Genomic DNA, 17,417 nt, shown 5'->3' on the forward strand with positions numbered 1-17,417 from the left:
ATGGTCAACCAAGCTGTTGAAAATTGTGATGCACTTAGACCTGCATCTGAAGTAATGCAAATCCAAAGACTTGGGGTCATGCGCTCAACAAGTCTCAGCTTTTTACGTATTATGTTTAGGAAAATGATGCGTGAGGCTTGGAAAATAGAGCAGACTGCATTTAATTTAGATAACAAAGGTTATGGAGAGGCTTTATACGCTATTACTACCCCACAAGGACACTATACGTTTATCGCATTGTCACGGGAAATCAGCGATGAAAATCGAAGTGATCGCGTAATTTCAGAAAGATGGGATGTAACGTTTGCACTTTGCGAAGGAGATATTTCTGAAAAAAAATTAAAAAAAATGAGGCAAGAACTTCCTAAACAAGAAATGGGTAGAGGAGATGTAACAGATCTCGTTTGGTCCAGAGCCAATAAAAGTGAACGCGTATTTACACATGTTGTGGAAGCGTTATCAAAAGGTGAGCAACCTGATATGGAAATTGTCTATGATATTGGTTATTTGTTCAGAACTACCGCAGTTTATGGAAATGGCAAATTCGGAATTGCCCCTTATGAAAAAGTGAAGGATAATCACACATTTAGTGGTGCGTTTCAAGCTCAAATGTTTGCGGTGTATATGCTACGGCATTTTAGTTTTGAGATGGTAGAACATATTGCACGTAAACGAAATCCCCAGGCGGCTATCTTACAGCCTGAAGTTAAAAAACTATTAGGAACAGGAAATGCTACAGGGCTAGGGATGGTACCTTACTTGATTTCTCATCCCAAACTTCTTCACCAATGGATTTGGATTCGGGAGATCGCTTTAGCACGTGCGAAGCAAAAACATGTGACAGCAGAAGAGTGTAAGCGTTTTATAAAGCTCTTAAATAGAGTACATATTTTCTTTGAAGATGCACCCATACCAAATGTGCAGTTGTTTGAGAATCCAAGAGATTTGGCTAGCGAAATAGAAGGGATTTCAAGACTTGCAGAAGAACTGTTTTCACATGCTCTACGTTTTGGGCAGAGTTCGGAAAATACTTGGATAGAGTTTACAGATAAAGTAAAAGAATCATTCACTGTCGAAGCGCAAGAACTCGTAAATTCTCTATTGATCGAATTGTATCCTGACGTAATTGAAGATTTAGAAGAGCAAACGAATGCAGATGATGGAATTCATCTCATACCTGAAATGTCGATCGGCTCTTTGCGTGCTATTATTACGAAGCAATATAAATGGGCATTTCAATATGATTTTAACCAACCAGAAGCCAGACATTATTTCTGGTATCGATCTGTAGAGAAGGAAGAACCACGTATTGGAGAGCGTGGCATCGATCCGGGAGATGACCTGGCTATGCCGATGAATATTGCAGAACAAGTCCAACAGCTAGCTTCGGAATTACAGTCATGTCAAGATGAACAGTCCGTCGCATCCTTCCTGCTGAAGAAGCCAGAATTACGAGGGATTGTCAGAAGAATCCAATCGTTGGATGGACTGCAATACGGCGAAGTTCAGACGAATCTTACAGGATCAGATTTATTACCGGTGTACTTATTACGCTGCAAACTGGCTATTTTCGGAGCGGAACGGTTTGATCCAAAGTCAAATCGTTGGGTTCGTATTACTTTGTTCCAAGGGGCTTCATTAGTTGAAGAAATCGGAAGTCCGACATTCCAGGATGATTGGTTCTATCCGTTATTACCAAATTCGGAGGAGATTACATGACGATAGATACGAAAGAAATGATAACGATCGATGCATTGGTATTGAGTAATTGGGATCGTGATTTTATAAACATGCTACAAAAAGGCGGTGTAACTTGTGTACATGCTTGTTGTGGCCTATGGGAAAATGCACGAGAAACATTGAGCAAAGTCGCAGAGTGGCATCGTTTTTTTGAAGAACATAGCGACTTGGTCATGCCTGTAAAAACAGGAGAAGATATTGCAATTGCTAAGAAAATCGGGAAAATCGGAATTATTCTTGGTGCGCAAAACACATCCGCTTTAGAAGATGAATTGGGATTAGTTTCTATCTTCAATGAACTCGGTGTGAAAGTTATGCAATTAACATACAACAATCAAAACCTAATCGGCAGTAGTTGTTATGAAGAAACAGATCCAGGTCTCTCTAGATATGGTAAGAATGTCATTGCAGAAATGAATCGCGTAGGAATGATTATCGACTTGTCGCATGTCGGGACAAAGACATCATTAGATACATTGGCGATTTCTAGCCGACCTGTTGCCATCACACATGCCAATCCAGATTGGATCTATCCGACGAAGCGGAATAAATCAGAAGAAGTTCTAACTGCTCTACGTGAAAACAAAGGGGTACTCGGAGTTTGTGCGTATCCTCACCTGATCAATGGTGCGGATACTACATTGGAAGAGTTTTGTGATATGATCGCGCGTACCGCAGATTTCATGGGCATCGATCACGTAGGAATTGGTACCGATTTGACGCATAATATGTCGGTGGATTTTCTTGCATGGATGCGGATGGGAAGATGGACGCATGAAATCGATTATGGTGCAGGATCAAAAGCAAGTCCAGGCTGGCCTGAGTGGCCGGAATGGTTCCAGACACCAGTGGACTTCCCTAATATTGCGAATGGCTTAGCTGCTCGCGGTATGACGTATGATGAAGTTTCTAAAATTATGGGAGGCAACTGGTACCGGTTCTTTACAGAAGGATTTAAAGCAAAGAAGGAGTTGGAGAAATGCGTGTCTCTCACTTAGAATTATACACTCATTGCAAAAAAATCTTTCAAGCTTGTGGCGTTCCTTATGGCTATGCAGAAGAAGGGGCAGAAACAGTAGCAAATGCCGAGTTCCTTGGACTATATGGTTTACAGCAATTGTCTGATGAATTGCCGTACTTGCAAAGTCAAATGGAAGAATTGGAAATACAGTTTGAAAATGAACGAGTGACGATCATAAATGGCGGTAAACAAAGTGGAATGCTGCTCGGTAAAGCATGTGCAGATTATGTCATTGCCCGCTTACGTAATCAGCAGTCGGCGGCTGTCTGTGTAAGGGATACGAGACCTTCAAGAGTACTCACTCAGCAGGCGATGTACTTGTCCAGAAAAGGGCTCGGCAGTATTATTTTGTATCAAAAACCAAGTCATTCATCATTGATCGTTTCATCTCCAAAGTCTCCATTCCCAATCATGATCCATAAGAGAAATAATGGAGATATCATGGAAGGGATCAATAAGGAGTTAGGTTTAGCGGGAGATGAAAAGTTGTCATTGCCGATAGAGACGAATCGATTTTGCATATTCGGAACAACGAAAATAGAAGAAATTGACGACTTAATGGATCGTTTTCAGAACACAATTGATCCTTCCTATATCATTACGACGACTGAGGATTTTGAACAGAGATGGGAGTCGTCGTGGGGGAATGGAGCAGAAATCAGCCGCGAACTTTGGCTAGATTTAAATGAAACGGGCAAGGGGATGCTTGTAGAATCAACAGATCAATCACGTGAACGCGGCGCAGGTGAAATGGCGTAAGTACGAAATTTAACAGCTGGAGGAGATAGAGAATGATGACAGTTAAAAGTGATGTAAACGTATTGAAGAACTTTATCAATGGTGAATGGGTGGAAACATCAGGAACAGATATCCTTGAAATCAGAAACCCAGCGAATAAAGAAGAGCTAGTGGCGACAGTTCGACAATCCAATGAAAAGGACGCTCAAGCAGCAATTGAAGCGGCTGCACAAGCTTTCCCTGAATGGAGCAAAACACCATCTCCCGTAAGAGGTGAGTATTTATTCAAAATCGCAGCGATCATGGAAGCAGAAGCAGATGAAATTGCTCGTGTCATTGTACAGGAAGAAGGAAAAACGTACGCTGATGCATTGAAAGAAGTCAATTACGCAGCAGGAATCGTGAAGTTTTATGCAGGTGAGGGACGTCGCATGACGGGAAGAATCATCGAATCTGATATGCCAGGTGTCCAAATCGAATTGCATAAAGAAGCATTAGGCGTTGTGTTGGTAGTTACGCCATGGAACTTCCCATTGTCTATTCCAGCATGGAAAATCGCACCGGCAATCCTCAGCGGAAATACGGTTGTACTAAAAGCATCTTCTGAGACACCTTTGACTGCACAAAAGTTTGTAGAAATCGTGGAAAGAGCAGGCGTTCCAGCAGGCGTCGTAAACCAATTGGTCGGTCCTGGACGTCTTGTAACAGATATGATCAATCACCCTGCAGTTAAAGCCATTACGTTTACAGGATCTAATCGTGTAGGCAACCTGATTTATACAGAAGCTGCAAAAGACATGAAGCGTGTATTACTTGAAATGGGTGGGAAGAATCCATTGCTAGTGATGGAAGATGCGGATGTAGATGCAGCCGTACAACTTGCAGTAGCAGGTGGGTACGGTCAAACAGGTCAAGCTTGTACAGCAACTAGCCGTGTGCTTGTCCATAAAGATATTCGTCAAGAGTTCACTAAAAAATTAGTAGCTGCGTCTAAAAAAATCAAGATTGGTAATGGGATGGATGAAGGCGTGACGATGGGGCCTCAAGTAAGTGAAGGAGAGCGCAAGTCTACGTTAGATTTGATTCAGAAGGCAAAAGATGAAGGCGGTGAAATTTTGACAGGTGGCGGAATTCCTGAATTTGCTGGTTCTGATAAAGGGTATTTCGTAGAGCCGACTGTCATTAGTGGTGTGAAGACGGAGATGACAATTGCTCAGGAAGAAGTATTCGGTCCTGTTATTAGCATCATTGAAATCGACTCGATTGATGAGGCAATTGAAGTTGCAAATGACGTAGCATTCGGACTTTCCGCAGCTATTTGTACAAGAAACTTAACGTATATGAATCGCGCATTGAGCGAGATTCAAGCAGGAATTGTCAAAGTGAATATGACGACAACAGGAACGTTCTTCCAAGCGCCGTTTGGAGGATACAAGCAATCCAGCACAGGAACCTATAAAGAACTAGGCAGTGAAGCAATCGAATTCTATTGCCAAAACAAAACTCGCTACATTAATAGTAACTGATTTGGTAACATTTTTCCGGAAACAAAAGTAGTCAATTTAGTAGAGAAACTAGTCGATGGTAGCGTCCACCTAGAACGGAAATCAATGATACCTCAAATTTTGGTAGGAGTTGGAAGGTGGAGGGTGCCTTTCCCTTCCATTTCTGCTAATCTACATATGCTATAATATTCCGTAAATAATTGAGTATATGTACTCATTGTAGAGGAGCAAATTGAGTTGAAGAAAACACCAGAAGTATCATCTACGGTCGTACGCGCTATCTCTGTCATAAACTTTTTGAATGAAGTCTCAGGGCCACAAGGCGTCAGTGAAATTAGTAAAGGATTAGGACTTTCTACAACAATCGTCCATCGATTACTCACCACACTGAAACTAGAAGGTATGGTATTCCAAGATCCGCGTTCAAAGTTATATTCATTAGGTACAGTATTTTTGGATTATGCGAATAAAATTTTAACAGAAATGCCCATCGCACCTGTTATTGAGCCATGGCTCATGTCTTTACGCAATGATACGGGCGAGACGGTAGGATTTTATATGCCAACAGGACAAATGCGTATTTGTGTGTTGGAGTATGAAAGCCAGCAGGAAATTAGACGATCTGTCGGAATTGGCAAGCGATTACCGATCCATGTGGGTGCAAGCGGACGAGCGATTCTGGCATTCCAGCCGGCTGAATTACAAGATAGATTATTGTCAACATTACCGATGGATGAAAGAAGCCGTTTAGAAGATTTACTTGAAGAAACGAGAAATCTAGGCTACGCAACAAATGAAGAAGAGATAACATCCAATGTGGCGGCGTTATCTGCACCTGTTTTTGACCAGCAGCATCGTGTAATTGGTGCGATGTCCATCTCTGGACCACTCTTTAGATGGAATCGTCAAACGATGAAACCGCATATATCTACGCTATTGTCTGCAACCGAAGAAATTACACACTCACTATAATAGGGACAAGGTGATTATAATGAAACCAGAAGATAAATTAAAAGAATTAGGCTTAGAGTTGCCGGAGAAACGGGCGAAAGGTGGAAATTATATTTCTTGTGTGCGTACAGGAAATTTATTGTTTTTATCGGGCTCCCTTTCATACGATGTGATTGGTAAAGTGGGCGATACACTGACGATTGAAGAAGGCTATGCAGCTTCACAACAAGCTATTTTATTTGCACTAACAACGATAAAAGAAGAAGTAGGCGAACTTTCGAAGGTTAAGAAATTTGTAAAATTGCTTGGTATGATCAATACAGCTTTCGACTTTACCGGGCAAGCAAAGGTGATGAATGGTGCCTCTGATTTATTGGTAGAGGTGTTTGGAGAAGACGTTGGAGCGCATGCACGTACGGCTGTCGGTATGATGTTACCTCGTGGAGCCGCGGTTGAGATTGATGTGATCGTGGAGGTGGAGTGAATTTCTCCGCGACTGAAAAAGTAAGCGATTACAAAGATACGCTTTAAAGGAGGTTTTACATTGAATAAATATGAATCGAAGACGGATCGTCCTGTATTGTTCATTAGTGGAGGTTTGCTTGTAGCTTTTGTAATTGCTTCATTCATCAATTTAGATTTTGTATCGAATATGGTCGATCAATCATTTGCGTTTTCCATAAAATATTTTGGAGCATTTTGGCAAATCTTACTGTTGGGAACGTTTTTTATAGCGCTTTTCCTAGCGTTCTCTAAATATGGAAATATAAGGCTAGGTGGCGTAGCAAAAGCAGAAGTAGGATATTTTAAATGGCTAGCCATGATCATGACCACATTGCTAGCGGGCGGCGGTGTATTTTGGGCGGCAGCTGAACCAATGTATCATTTTTTAGATCGTCCACCTTTTTATGCTGGTATTGAATCAAGCACGGAGGATGCAGTGGTTCCTGCCTTTGCACAATCTTATTTACATTGGGGTTTTCTCGCATGGTCGATTCTTGGTACGTTAGGAACAATAGTCTTAATGTATGCACATTACCAAAAAGGAATGCCATTAAAACCTCGTACGCTACTTTATCCGCTTTTGGGTGAAAAAATCATGCGAAAAAGTACATTAGGTACTATTATAGATGCTTTCTCAGTCATTGCAGTAGCCGCAGGAACGATTGGTCCAATTGGATTCCTAGGTCTACAAGCTGCCTACGGAATGGAAGCGTTGTATGGCGTACCAAACAATCTGACAACACAAGTTCTCATCATCATCTGTGTGGTTGCAATTGCTACTATTTCAGCTGTAACGGGTTTGCGTAAAGGTATACAATTTCTAAGTAATTTAAATGTTATCATTACGCTAGTTTTAATGGTTGCTATATTATTAATCGGACCAGGAGCTTTTATTATTGATACGTTCATCGGAGCAAGTGGTGTGCATCTTCAAGAGTTTCTAGCGATGAGTACATTCCGTGGTGATTCTGCTTGGCTTGGTTCTTGGACTATTTTTTTCTGGGGATGGTTCCTCGGATATGGTCCGATGATGGCGATTTTTATCTCGACCATCACACGCGGACGTACAATCCGTGAGTTAGTGTTGGCGGTGTCTATTACAGCACCGATTGTTACCGCATTTTGGTTTACTGTTGTGGGTGGCACAGGAATTTTTTACGAATTAGCCCAACCAGGAGTAATCTCAGAAGCTTTGAATACAGCGGGTATGCCGGCTGCGATGGTAGCTATAACACAACAACTACCGCTAAATTCATTAATTGCTCCACTCTTCCTATTAGTAACTATTTTATTTGTAGTCACGACAGGTGACTCGATGGCGTATACGATCTCTGTTGCTATAACAGGAGATGGCCATCCTCCTAAAATTATGCGTGTCTTTTGGGCAGTGATCATGGGAGCAGTAGCAATTGTTCTATTGATGATTAACGAGGGCGGAATCAGTGCCATTCAATCCTTTATTGTCGTCACTGCTATACCTGTTTCCTTACTTTTATTGCCGACATTCTGGGCAGCTCCTAAAGCTGCAAAAATTATGTATCAGGAGCAATTTGGCATGGTATCGGAAGTGGATGAAAAAAAAGTGGTTACCCAACAGGCTATAAAGAATAAAAAGAAAACAAATATCCAGCAAACTGTAACAACTTCCTCAAATAATCATTTATAAAAGTGATGTTTTACCCTGTCAATTGGCAGGGTTTTTTTGTGTTAATTGCATATGTAATGAAAATTACCTACTTATATCTATCTTTTTGAAGGGTCCAAAGGTATACTTTAATAATGATTATAATTTACCTAGGAGGTCCTATAATTGAAGAAGTCTAGAAGTATTGCGTTGAGACTGTCAGGATTGATCATCGCCTTATTTTTACTGTTGTTTTTAGTGTATTCGATTGTCACAAGTGTGATGTTACATAAGCAAAGTATTCAGGATGCGGAAGAATTTGCAATGGAAAGTGCGAACAAAAGCTCGCTTGCTCTAAGTCTACAGTTGAAAGAAACAAATGATATGCTGCGAACAACAAAACACGTCTTGGAAACTCAGCAAGCGCAAGGGAAACTTCGTTCAGATGAAATCATTCGAATCATCAAAAAGAACCTTCAGAATAATGATGATGCAACGGGAATGGCTGCTGTCATTAATCAATCGGCACTTGCAGTAAATGATGCCTTGCCAAAAGGATTAGTTGATGAGGAAAAACAATTTATTCCGTATATCTTCAAAGACGATTCATCTATTGGTGTAGAGCCGTTAAGTGGAATGGATGATCCGGCGGCAAACTCTTGGTATACAATTCCTAAAGATGAAGAGCGTGCAATTTTAACAGAACCCTATGTATATGAAACAAATGGCCAGACCATTCTCATGACAACTATTTCAGTCCCAATGTTGGATTCAGCAGGAAACTACTTCGGATTGCTGACGACTGATTTGTCTATCGATTTCTTAACAGACATGGTGAATACTATAAAGCCTATTGGTGGCTATGCAACGATCATTACCGATGCTGGCTATATTACAGCAAATAGTTTGAAGGAAGAAATGAATGGTTCTAATATGCAAGATGCTATTGATTGGAAAGGCGTCAAAGAAGTTTTAGACAAAGGCGAGTTGACGAACCTGTATGTTGATTCAAAAAGCTTAGGTGAACAAGCATTTAATGCCTTTGCGCCCATTAATTTAAAAGGAATCGATGAAAAATGGACAGTGCAGACGGTTACTCCTAAATCTGAAATTCTAGATACCTTCAATTCAATTTTATGGATTACGATCATTTCTGCGATTGTGATTGTACTGCTTATGTCTGGTGCTTCTACAGTATTCATTTATCGTCAGTTAAAACCATTGCAATTATTACAGAAATCAATGGAGACGGCTGCAGCAGGAGATTTGACGGAACTCGTGGATGAAACTAGTGTACGACGCGATGAAATCGGTGCGGTTTCATTGGCTTATAATGATATGCTTCAACGAACCAATGAAGCGATTCGTACAGTGAGAGAGTCTTCTACTCAACTAAATGCCTCTTCTACACAAGTGACACATGCATTCGAGGAACTAGTCGCAGCGAACCAGGAAGTGTCTGTGGCGACAGATGAAATTGCGCAAGGGGCGTCAAGACAATCTGAAGATACTGAACTGACGAGTCAACGAATAGCAGATCTGGCAGAACGTATGGATCATTTGAATGAAATGTTTGCAACTATGAACAAGCTTTCTGGAGAAGCTTCTGAATCTACGAAAGACGGCATAGAAGAAGTGAAGAAACTGCGAGATCATAATACATCCGCTAATGAGATGAATCACAAAGTACAAAAGCAAATTGAAACGTTATCCAATAAGATCTCATCTATTAATCAAGTCATTCAAACTTTGCATGATATTACAGCGAGTACTAATTTATTGGCGCTCAATGCGAGTATTGAAGCAGCGAGAGCAGGTGAGAGCGGAAAAGGATTTGCAGTGGTAGCCAATGAAGTTCGGCAGTTAGCGGAGCAATCGCGTAGAGAAACTGAAGTGATCCAAGGGACAGTGAAAGAAATTTTATTGGAATCTGAACAAACGGTTGAAGTAATTGACATGAACATGAAATTAATGGATGGTCAAAATCAATCGGTGACCGATACGGAAGAATCATTTAACCGTAACGCCATAATCACGAAACAAATTCGTGAAGCCATAACAGAATTATCCGAAGAACTGGCAGAAATGATGGAGCACAAGGATCAAGCCATCCTCTCCATTCAAAATGTTTCCGCTATTTCAGAACAAACAGCTGCTTCGGCCGAGGAAGTGAGTGCATCTTCCGCAGCACAACAAAACGAGCTTGAGCAAGTGGCAGATTCAACAAACCAAATGAATAAGATCGCTGGAGAACTTCAGGACGTGGTAGAACGCTTCAAGTTATCTTAAGTAAATACTTATAAAAGTAGAGATGGAATGTATAGATCATTCCGCTCTGCTTTTTTGTCGTAAGAAGTAATATACAATGGCATTACATGAGAACGGTATAGCGCCCTTTCTATATGTATGGTAAACTTAACCGATTTGATTAGTCGTAAGTATGTAGACTGGTATTTTGTGGTGGGAGAGATAAATGTCATGGGACGGTTCTTTAAGAGGAGTACGAGTAAGTCGAAAGTTTCAGTTGAAATTAGTGATGATAAGCAAGTTACTGGAGTTATCAAGTTAGAAGGATTTCCAGCTGTCTTTAAGCAAACGAAAATGATTAATCTAACTGAAAGAGATCTTGAATGCTTACTATATATACAGGAACAAATAAAACCTGTGCTGCCTGTAATGGTAGAAGCTTTCTATAAAGCGATGTATGCGGAACCAAAATTGGTCCAGATTATTACGAATCATAGTAGCATGGATCGATTGCAAGTGTCCTTGACGAAACACTTGCAATCGATGTTTGAAGGGGTTATTGATGAGAACTATTTGGAACAGCGAAAAACAATTGCGAAAATCCATGTCCACATTGGCCTTGAATCGAAGTGGTATTTGGCTGCATTTGAGACTATTTCCGATGAGTTTTTTACATTCATAGAATATCTCGATATGCCAAAAGAGCGGCAGTTTAAGACATTACGTGCTTTCATGAAAGTACTAAATTTTGAGCAGCAATTGGTCTTGGAAGCATATGAAGAAGTAAATATAGAAAATCGGCAAAAAGTAGAAGAAACTAAAACGGTTGTGAAAGAAAAAGTATTGTATACATCACAGGAATTGGCAGCTGTTAGCGAGCAGACTAGCGCATCTGCAGAAGAACTGTGTGCTAAAACTCGTATATTAGAAAAGATGACTACTCATAATCTATCATTTATCACAGATACGGAAAAGGCTTCTTTACATAGCAAGGAAGTAGTGAATAAGCAGTCACAACAGTTTGCAGAAATAGTTGAGCATATGAGAGAGCTCATGAATCGGATGGATGCACTATATAAATCTTCAGATCAAATACGTGAAGTCGTGACGTTGATCACTTCCATTGCAGATCAAACCAACTTGTTATCATTAAATGCAGCAATCGAGGCAGCAAGAGCAGGTCAACAAGGTAAGGGGTTTGCAGTAGTAGCTGCAGAGGTACGTAATTTGTCTATTGAAACAAAAAAAGCGATTGGTAATGTAAGAGGCATGATTGAAGAGACCAATGCGAATATTAACGATATGTCAAAATTTGTACGGTCAATGGAGCAAGTTATTCAAGAAAGTGCTAGCGGCAACCAACAAGTGACGAGCTCATACATTGACATCATAAAAGCTGTATCGGGTATGAAAGAGCAAAGTGAACAATCAAAATCATCTATTGAACATACGGGGAAACTCTTACAGGAAATCAATCAAGCAATTGAAACAATTGCATATTCTTCAGATGACTTAATGCAACTTGCAGAAGGATTGTAGAATAATGCAAGGTAGAAAATTGGTGAAGGGTAAAGTATTCGTTAATCATAAATAGAACGGGACGTCCAGAAAATCACTTTTTGGACAGTCCCATTTTTTTTGTGAGCACAGTAAGCTCACCGCTGTTTCTCAATAATTCAATGAAGACTTGCAATGCTTTTGTTTGAAATGGTGAATTTGTCACGATGGAAAAATTGCGTTTAAATGGAGTGCCTTTAACTGGTATCGTTTTCAAATCACCGTACTGTAACTCTTTTTGAATCGCCCATTGTGAAAGAAAGCTAATCCCAAGACCAGCTTCTACTGATTCTTTGATTGGTTGGGTACTGCTGAATTGCATGGTGCGTGAAGGGGAAAAATCTGACTGCGAAAAAAATGTTTCAGCAGCTTCTCGTGTCCCGGATCTTTCTTCTCGTAATAACCACATATCATCTTCTAAATCTTGAATGGAAATTCGTTTTGTCTGTTTGGTCAGGGGATGATTAGGTGACACAACGACATACATGGCATCCTCTGCAAAATTTTCATTTTGTAAAGGTATCGTTTCTTTAAATTGGCCTTCTATGAGTCCTACATCGAGCTGGTGGCTAATGACGAGCTCTGTAATATCAGCCGTGTTGCCGATTGTTACCACGGGTTCGATGGATGGATAGTCCCGCATTAATTTGGACAGAATACGTGGAAGGACATATTCGCCAAATGTATAACTGGCTCCAATGGATAAGGGCCCACTTGCTTTATTCGCTAAGTCATCTACAAGATTCTGCATCTTAGAATACAGGCCAACAATCTCCTTGGCGTGGTGATAGACGATTTCTCCAGCTTGGTTCAAGCGCACATATTTGTTTGTTCGCTCCAGTAACCGCACTCCGATCGCTTCCTCAAATGAACGGATATATTGACTGACCGCGGGTTGTGTCATATGAAGTTCTTCTGCTGCTCTTGAAAAGTTTTTCTTTTCGGCTACGGCTATAAATACTTGTAGTTGATGATCGATTTTTGTACAACTCCTTTTCCTTTATAAGTGTTTACTTATCATCACTATTATAAATAATTATTTTTCTTATAGACAGTCTTTTTTTATAATAAAGACAGGAGGTGTTGTCATCGTGGCTTCAACAAACGTGACTCCAGAACAGCAAGTGCCAAAACAACCGTCAAAATGGGTGGCTTGGATTGGTGGCATAGCATTCACATTTTTTATTGCACTCTTAGGTTTTTTCTTAGCGAAAGTGCCAGGGTTTGATCATATTGGTCAGCTGGCATGTGCCATCATTATTGCTGTGGCATATCGTCAATTCTTTGGTTACCCTGAAGCAATTAGACCAGGAATTGCTTTTTCATCCAAGCGATTGCTTCGGACAGCTATTATTTTATACGGCTTGAAATTGAATATCGATACCGTGTTACATGACGGATTAGGCTTGTTAGCAAGAGATGTCGGTGTCATTGTTTTCGCGATTTTTATGACGGTTTGGCTTGCTAAAGTCTTTAAAGCAGATAAAAATATTTCATTACTCCTCGGGGTAGGCACCGGAGTATGTGGTGCTGCAGCTATCGCGGCTGTTGCTCCGATCATCAAAGCAAAAGATGAAGATACGGCAATTGGGGTCGGAATCATTGCGTTAATGGGTACTATTTTTGCTATCGGGTATACGATCCTTCGTCCAATCTTGCCACTCGATTCCATCGAATATGGAATGTGGGCAGGAATTAGTCTTCATGAAGTAGCTCACGTAGCCTTAGCAGGTGCACCGGCAGGAGAAGATGGCTTGGCGATTGCGCTGTTGGCTAAATTAGGTCGAGTATTTTTATTGGTTCCGCTTTGTTTCATTTTTATTTATTTGATGAAACGGAAGAATAAAGGAACGGATGAAGGGGATACGAAAATTGAGTTCCCTTGGTTCCTCGTAGGGTTCATTATTTTGAGTGTACTTGGCAGTTATGTGTTTGGACATTCAATTCCTGTTTCGGACGGTGTCATGGAAGGCGTTTCAGTGCTGACGACATGGCTGTTGACGGCTGCTATGGTAGGGCTTGGGCTGAATGTCAGCTTGAAGGACTTGCGTGATCGCGCCATGCGTCCGCTTGCAGCAATGGCGGTGACTTCTGTGCTGTTGTCGGTAATTGTGTACTTTATTGTGTGAGGTATAGAATTGAAGTAGGTCGGGCAAGGGAGATTTTCTCTTGTTCGGCTTTTTTTATGTTTATGTGTTAATAAAGGCTAGTTGTTGAGTGATCATAGTATCGCTTCAGCGCTGGGGGATTGCCTTACGCCAAGAGCCAACTAGCAAAGGGCGCTAGTTGTCTCTTGGCAACGGCTGACACCGCAGTTGCGTCTTTGTTAGTTACTGGTAAATTTAGGTAGATCCATCCTGTTTTGTTGCTGGTCAAGTTGAAGTGAACTTTTTCTTAGTGTATGGGTGAGTGGTCCTGGTACCGTTTGGGCGCTGGGGGTTGCTTTTCGCCAGATCTCGTAAACTTCTTCTTGTTTTGACCTATTATGTTAACTAATTAGTTTCTAAGGAAATATGACAATTAAGGAAATTTTTTTAATTACGTCAGCCGCCAAAAAAAGTGCCTGCTTATTCAAATTGACAGCATCGTTAATATAAGTATATGATAAGCGAATTTTAGCATGATACGGTACTTGTGCTGCTCAACGGTATGACCGATTATGCGAGATTGGGATCGATACTTATTCTGCGAAAGTACCTTTTGTGTTGTAGTTCTTTTTTAAATACATTATTAGTTCTAATCGAATCAAATCAATCAAAGTATACTACCATTCCAAGAGATTAACTTTTACCAAATCAAGTTATTTATCAATTATTGTCGGCTTAATAACTAGTCTTAAAAACAATCTCAACTAATGCCAAGCCTTAGGTAAATGGAATCGTTCAATTGAAAATTGAAAAAGTATATCTTTTTAATTGTTTAGGGAATATATGTAAGTATATACAAATAATTTGGAAGGTGATAGGATGAATATAAATAATAAAAAAGAGGTGTTGAATATGACTACGACTGCACAAAAATGGGGAGGCAGCATTGGTGTTCGCATCCCTCACAGAATAGCCAAGAAATATGGTGTCGTAAATGGTTCGCAACTTCAGGTGTCAGATGATGGAGAAAAAATTATAATAAGACCTGTTGAAAATGAAATTACGTTGGAAGAATTACTAGCGCAATGTGTAGGAGACAACCCTCATAAGGAAATTTTTGGTGATTCAGTCGGAAAGGAAGAAATATAATCAATGGTGATAACAGATAGAGGGGATATTATTTATTTAGATTTCACTCCCCAAACAGGTAGGGAGCAAGCTGGAAGAAGGCCGGCGATTGTATTATCTCCTAAAATATTTAATGAAAAAACGGGCTATGCATCTGTATGTCCAATAAGTAATACAACGAGACAGTGGGGTTTTCATGTTCATTTGCCTGAAGACTTAAACGTTGATGGAGTGATTATCACTGACCAATTAAAAAATCTAGACTTTCGAGCGAGAAATGCTACTATAAAAGAGAAAGCTCCTGATGATGTAATTGATCTATGCCTAGAAAAAATTAGAACTTTTTTATAAAAAAGGTATTCCTTGGATTTTAGGATGCCTTTTTTGTTTATTGAAACAGTGCTTCCCTATAATAGTTATGGAGCTAAATATACAAAGAAACCTCCTATCAACGAAATAACTAAGCAATCTTTTTCTTGTACGCAAGATAGGCGCTGATCTTTTTCATGATGAGTGCCCGTTTACGGAATATAGGTCATTGAATAACCTTCAACGATTACCCAATTAATCTTTTACTGCTTTACTATCTTTTATTGAATTTGTAAAAATCGGATCTTGCTTTTTTACCGGGTGCCCTTCTACAATTGAGATATAATACTCTCCATTGGTTAAAGGGAGGAAATTCTGATTTTCTTGCTCTTTCTCAAAGTAGATTGTGTATTTATGATTGGCAATTGTTTTAAACTCCCACATCCCAACTCCCACCTAACTCCATGACAACATTGGCTGATATTATGTTAGCAGCGAAGCCCTTTTTATCTTCCAACAGTTTACTATAACAATACACAATGCAATTAATATTCTGAACTTGTTTTTCATTCGCATTCCTATTCCTTCGCTCTTTGTTCTACTAACTATGAATACCTTTAACTAACCTGAATTTCTCTATCTTCTTAGTTCCTTTTCTCTTTTTTAGGAAAAAGAGAACTGCTAGACCACAATTAATTAAACTGATAGTAAGAAAAATTACAGTAAAGTATTTTCCGCCTATTGCTGGTGATTTAGATACCGTTATTCCACAAAAACATAAATCTTGGTAATAGATAAGAGTTGTATTCCTGATTTTTCCACATTCATTAGAAATTATACTCTTTAGGTTGAAATCTTAATTACTGTGCTCATTTGTATAAGCCTTCTGATTTAACTTTTCATCACATGAAGCGTGCTTTTTTATAGCCCAGAAACACGTAACCACTCAGACATAACTGGATAACGCTCAAAGCTAAGAATGGATTAGTTACTATATAGGATTCCTCTAAAATAATGCGTTGGAAAATTAGGCCGAAAAAGAAAACTGTCCCCATAATGGCAGAGGCAACCCACGAATTTTTATGATTATTTTTATAACTGCACACCGCTGCTATTATATTACCTAATCCAAATATGACAATTGCGAGAATGCCAGGCATCATCCAACTATCAAAAGGAAGCCTAGATGCCCAACTATCAGGATATTCTTCGGCAAAGATTGTTCCGCTACGTGACATCACCATTTGAGTTCCTATCCAAATTGCACCTGTAGCCAATAACAAATCATAAATGCTTAGCATCCTAGTTCTTAGTGTATGCTTCACTTTTTTCACCTCCCATAGAGTCCTTAAAAACCATTATGACCGTTTGCTAAAAGCTAATTTCATAGCAAATCAACTAAATTGGTATTACACCCACTATAACGTTTAATTTCCAAAAATGTTTCATTTATCTGGGATACTAGTCTGAAAATCGTCTCAAACAATACAAATCAACTAGTTGACTTTATTTAGTCCACCCCCTAAACTAATACTATTAGTTTAGGGGGTGGACTAGTTTGAAAGAACAATTACAAGAAGCAGTCGATCTATTCGAGGAAGTGATGATTTACGGTACGGAACATGTCGTCAAGAACCTGGATGTACCTATTTGGAAAGAATATTCACCTGAGCAAATTCAGGTATTAAAAATTCTTTCCGCCTATGAACATCTTTCGAGCGGTCAATTGGCTGAAGTTCAAGGGGTCCATAAAAGTGCCATTTCCACTCGGCTGAAAAAGTTAGTGGAGAAAGAATTGGTGCAATTAGAAAAAGATCCGAATGATCAGCGTACCAATCGGGTTTCGTTAACTCAAAAAGGAATGGATGTCTTGTCTGTGTCGAATGAAGCGATCTATGAAAATATTGAAAAAATATTTAAAGACCGGATAGATGAACAAGAGCTTGAAACATTCATTACAACATTCCGTAAGCTCAAAGAAATTTTATTGATGAAGGAGATGTAAG

The 17,417-nt window shown here is 39.7% G+C and carries 16 protein-coding genes; 13 read left to right on the forward strand and 3 right to left on the reverse strand.

The genetic code is table 11. The features are described 5' to 3' along the window. The 9 genes from GD002_RS01285 to GD002_RS01325 all read left to right on the forward strand — a co-directional run bounded on the left by GD002_RS01285 (position 1) and on the right by GD002_RS01325 (position 11,869). A complete protein-coding gene (locus tag GD002_RS01285; RefSeq protein ID WP_153730507.1) occupies positions 1-1,719 on the forward strand; it encodes a hypothetical protein in 1,719 nt (572 codons plus the stop codon). After that, positions 1,716-2,738 (forward strand): membrane dipeptidase, encoded by a 1,023-nt coding sequence (locus GD002_RS01290; RefSeq protein WP_153730508.1) that lies wholly within the window; start codon positions 1,716-1,718, stop codon positions 2,736-2,738. Before GD002_RS01285 ends, GD002_RS01290 begins: the two co-directional genes overlap by 4 nt. After that, positions 2,720-3,520: a DUF3726 domain-containing protein gene (locus tag GD002_RS01295; protein WP_153730509.1), complete on the forward strand. Its 801-nt coding sequence runs from the start codon at positions 2,720-2,722 to the stop codon at positions 3,518-3,520. Before GD002_RS01290 ends, GD002_RS01295 begins: the two co-directional genes overlap by 19 nt. Before the next feature lie 35 nt (positions 3,521-3,555). Next, the gene (locus GD002_RS01300) at positions 3,556-5,025 is read left to right on the forward strand and encodes an aldehyde dehydrogenase family protein (RefSeq protein WP_153730590.1); all 1,470 of its coding nucleotides are present in this window, start codon (positions 3,556-3,558) and stop codon (positions 5,023-5,025) included. A gap of 216 nt (positions 5,026-5,241) precedes the next feature. Further along, a complete protein-coding gene (locus tag GD002_RS01305) occupies positions 5,242-5,976 on the forward strand; it encodes an IclR family transcriptional regulator (protein ID WP_153730510.1) in 735 nt (244 codons plus the stop codon). 19 nt (positions 5,977-5,995) lie between these two features. Next, positions 5,996-6,439, forward strand: coding sequence for a RidA family protein (locus tag GD002_RS01310; protein ID WP_153730511.1), 444 nt, complete (start codon positions 5,996-5,998; stop codon positions 6,437-6,439). Between the two features lie 60 nt (positions 6,440-6,499). Next, positions 6,500-8,125, forward strand: coding sequence for a BCCT family transporter (locus GD002_RS01315; protein ID WP_153730512.1), 1,626 nt, complete (start codon positions 6,500-6,502; stop codon positions 8,123-8,125). A 144-nt stretch (positions 8,126-8,269) separates the two neighbouring features. Next, positions 8,270-10,372, forward strand: a complete 2,103-nt coding sequence (locus GD002_RS01320; RefSeq protein WP_153730513.1) for a methyl-accepting chemotaxis protein — start codon at positions 8,270-8,272, stop codon at positions 10,370-10,372. Between the two features lie 189 nt (positions 10,373-10,561). Beyond that, the gene (locus GD002_RS01325; protein WP_194841429.1) at positions 10,562-11,869 is read left to right on the forward strand and encodes a globin-coupled sensor protein; all 1,308 of its coding nucleotides are present in this window, start codon (positions 10,562-10,564) and stop codon (positions 11,867-11,869) included. Positions 11,870-11,942: 73 nt separating this feature from the next. Here GD002_RS01325 and GD002_RS01330 read toward each other — a convergent pair whose 3' ends face one another. After that, a complete protein-coding gene (locus tag GD002_RS01330) occupies positions 11,943-12,866 on the reverse strand; it encodes a LysR family transcriptional regulator (RefSeq protein WP_153730515.1) in 924 nt (307 codons plus the stop codon). Between the two features lie 127 nt (positions 12,867-12,993). Here GD002_RS01330 and GD002_RS01335 point away from each other — a divergent pair, with 127 nt between their 5' ends. The 3 genes from GD002_RS01335 to GD002_RS01345 all read left to right on the forward strand — a co-directional run bounded on the left by GD002_RS01335 (position 12,994) and on the right by GD002_RS01345 (position 15,453). After that, complete coding sequence (locus GD002_RS01335) at positions 12,994-14,016, forward strand: YeiH family protein (RefSeq protein WP_228548251.1); 1,023 nt, start codon at positions 12,994-12,996, stop codon at positions 14,014-14,016. Between the two features lie 837 nt (positions 14,017-14,853). Then, the gene (locus tag GD002_RS01340; protein ID WP_228548242.1) at positions 14,854-15,123 is read left to right on the forward strand and encodes an AbrB/MazE/SpoVT family DNA-binding domain-containing protein; all 270 of its coding nucleotides are present in this window, start codon (positions 14,854-14,856) and stop codon (positions 15,121-15,123) included. Between the two features lie 3 nt (positions 15,124-15,126). Further along, positions 15,127-15,453: a type II toxin-antitoxin system PemK/MazF family toxin gene (locus tag GD002_RS01345; protein WP_153730517.1), complete on the forward strand. Its 327-nt coding sequence runs from the start codon at positions 15,127-15,129 to the stop codon at positions 15,451-15,453. A gap of 213 nt (positions 15,454-15,666) precedes the next feature. On the opposite strand, the gene GD002_RS01350 is transcribed toward GD002_RS01345, so the two are convergent. After that, positions 15,667-15,855 carry a hypothetical protein gene (locus tag GD002_RS01350; protein WP_153730518.1) on the reverse strand — a complete coding sequence of 63 codons (189 nt, stop codon included), beginning with the start codon at positions 15,853-15,855 and terminating at the stop codon, positions 15,667-15,669. A gap of 458 nt (positions 15,856-16,313) precedes the next feature. Next, on the reverse strand, positions 16,314-16,736 hold the full coding sequence (locus GD002_RS01355; RefSeq protein WP_228548243.1) for a hypothetical protein: 423 nt from the start codon (positions 16,734-16,736) through the stop codon (positions 16,314-16,316). A 233-nt stretch (positions 16,737-16,969) separates the two neighbouring features. Here GD002_RS01355 and GD002_RS01360 point away from each other — a divergent pair, with 233 nt between their 5' ends. Further along, on the forward strand, positions 16,970-17,416 hold the full coding sequence (locus tag GD002_RS01360; RefSeq protein ID WP_153730519.1) for a MarR family winged helix-turn-helix transcriptional regulator: 447 nt from the start codon (positions 16,970-16,972) through the stop codon (positions 17,414-17,416). Position 17,417 lies beyond the last annotated feature (1 nt).

Origin of the sequence: Sporosarcina obsidiansis (assembly GCF_009651005.1) — a bacterium.
GTDB classification, from domain to species: domain Bacteria; phylum Bacillota; class Bacilli; order Bacillales_A; family Planococcaceae; genus Sporosarcina; species Sporosarcina obsidiansis.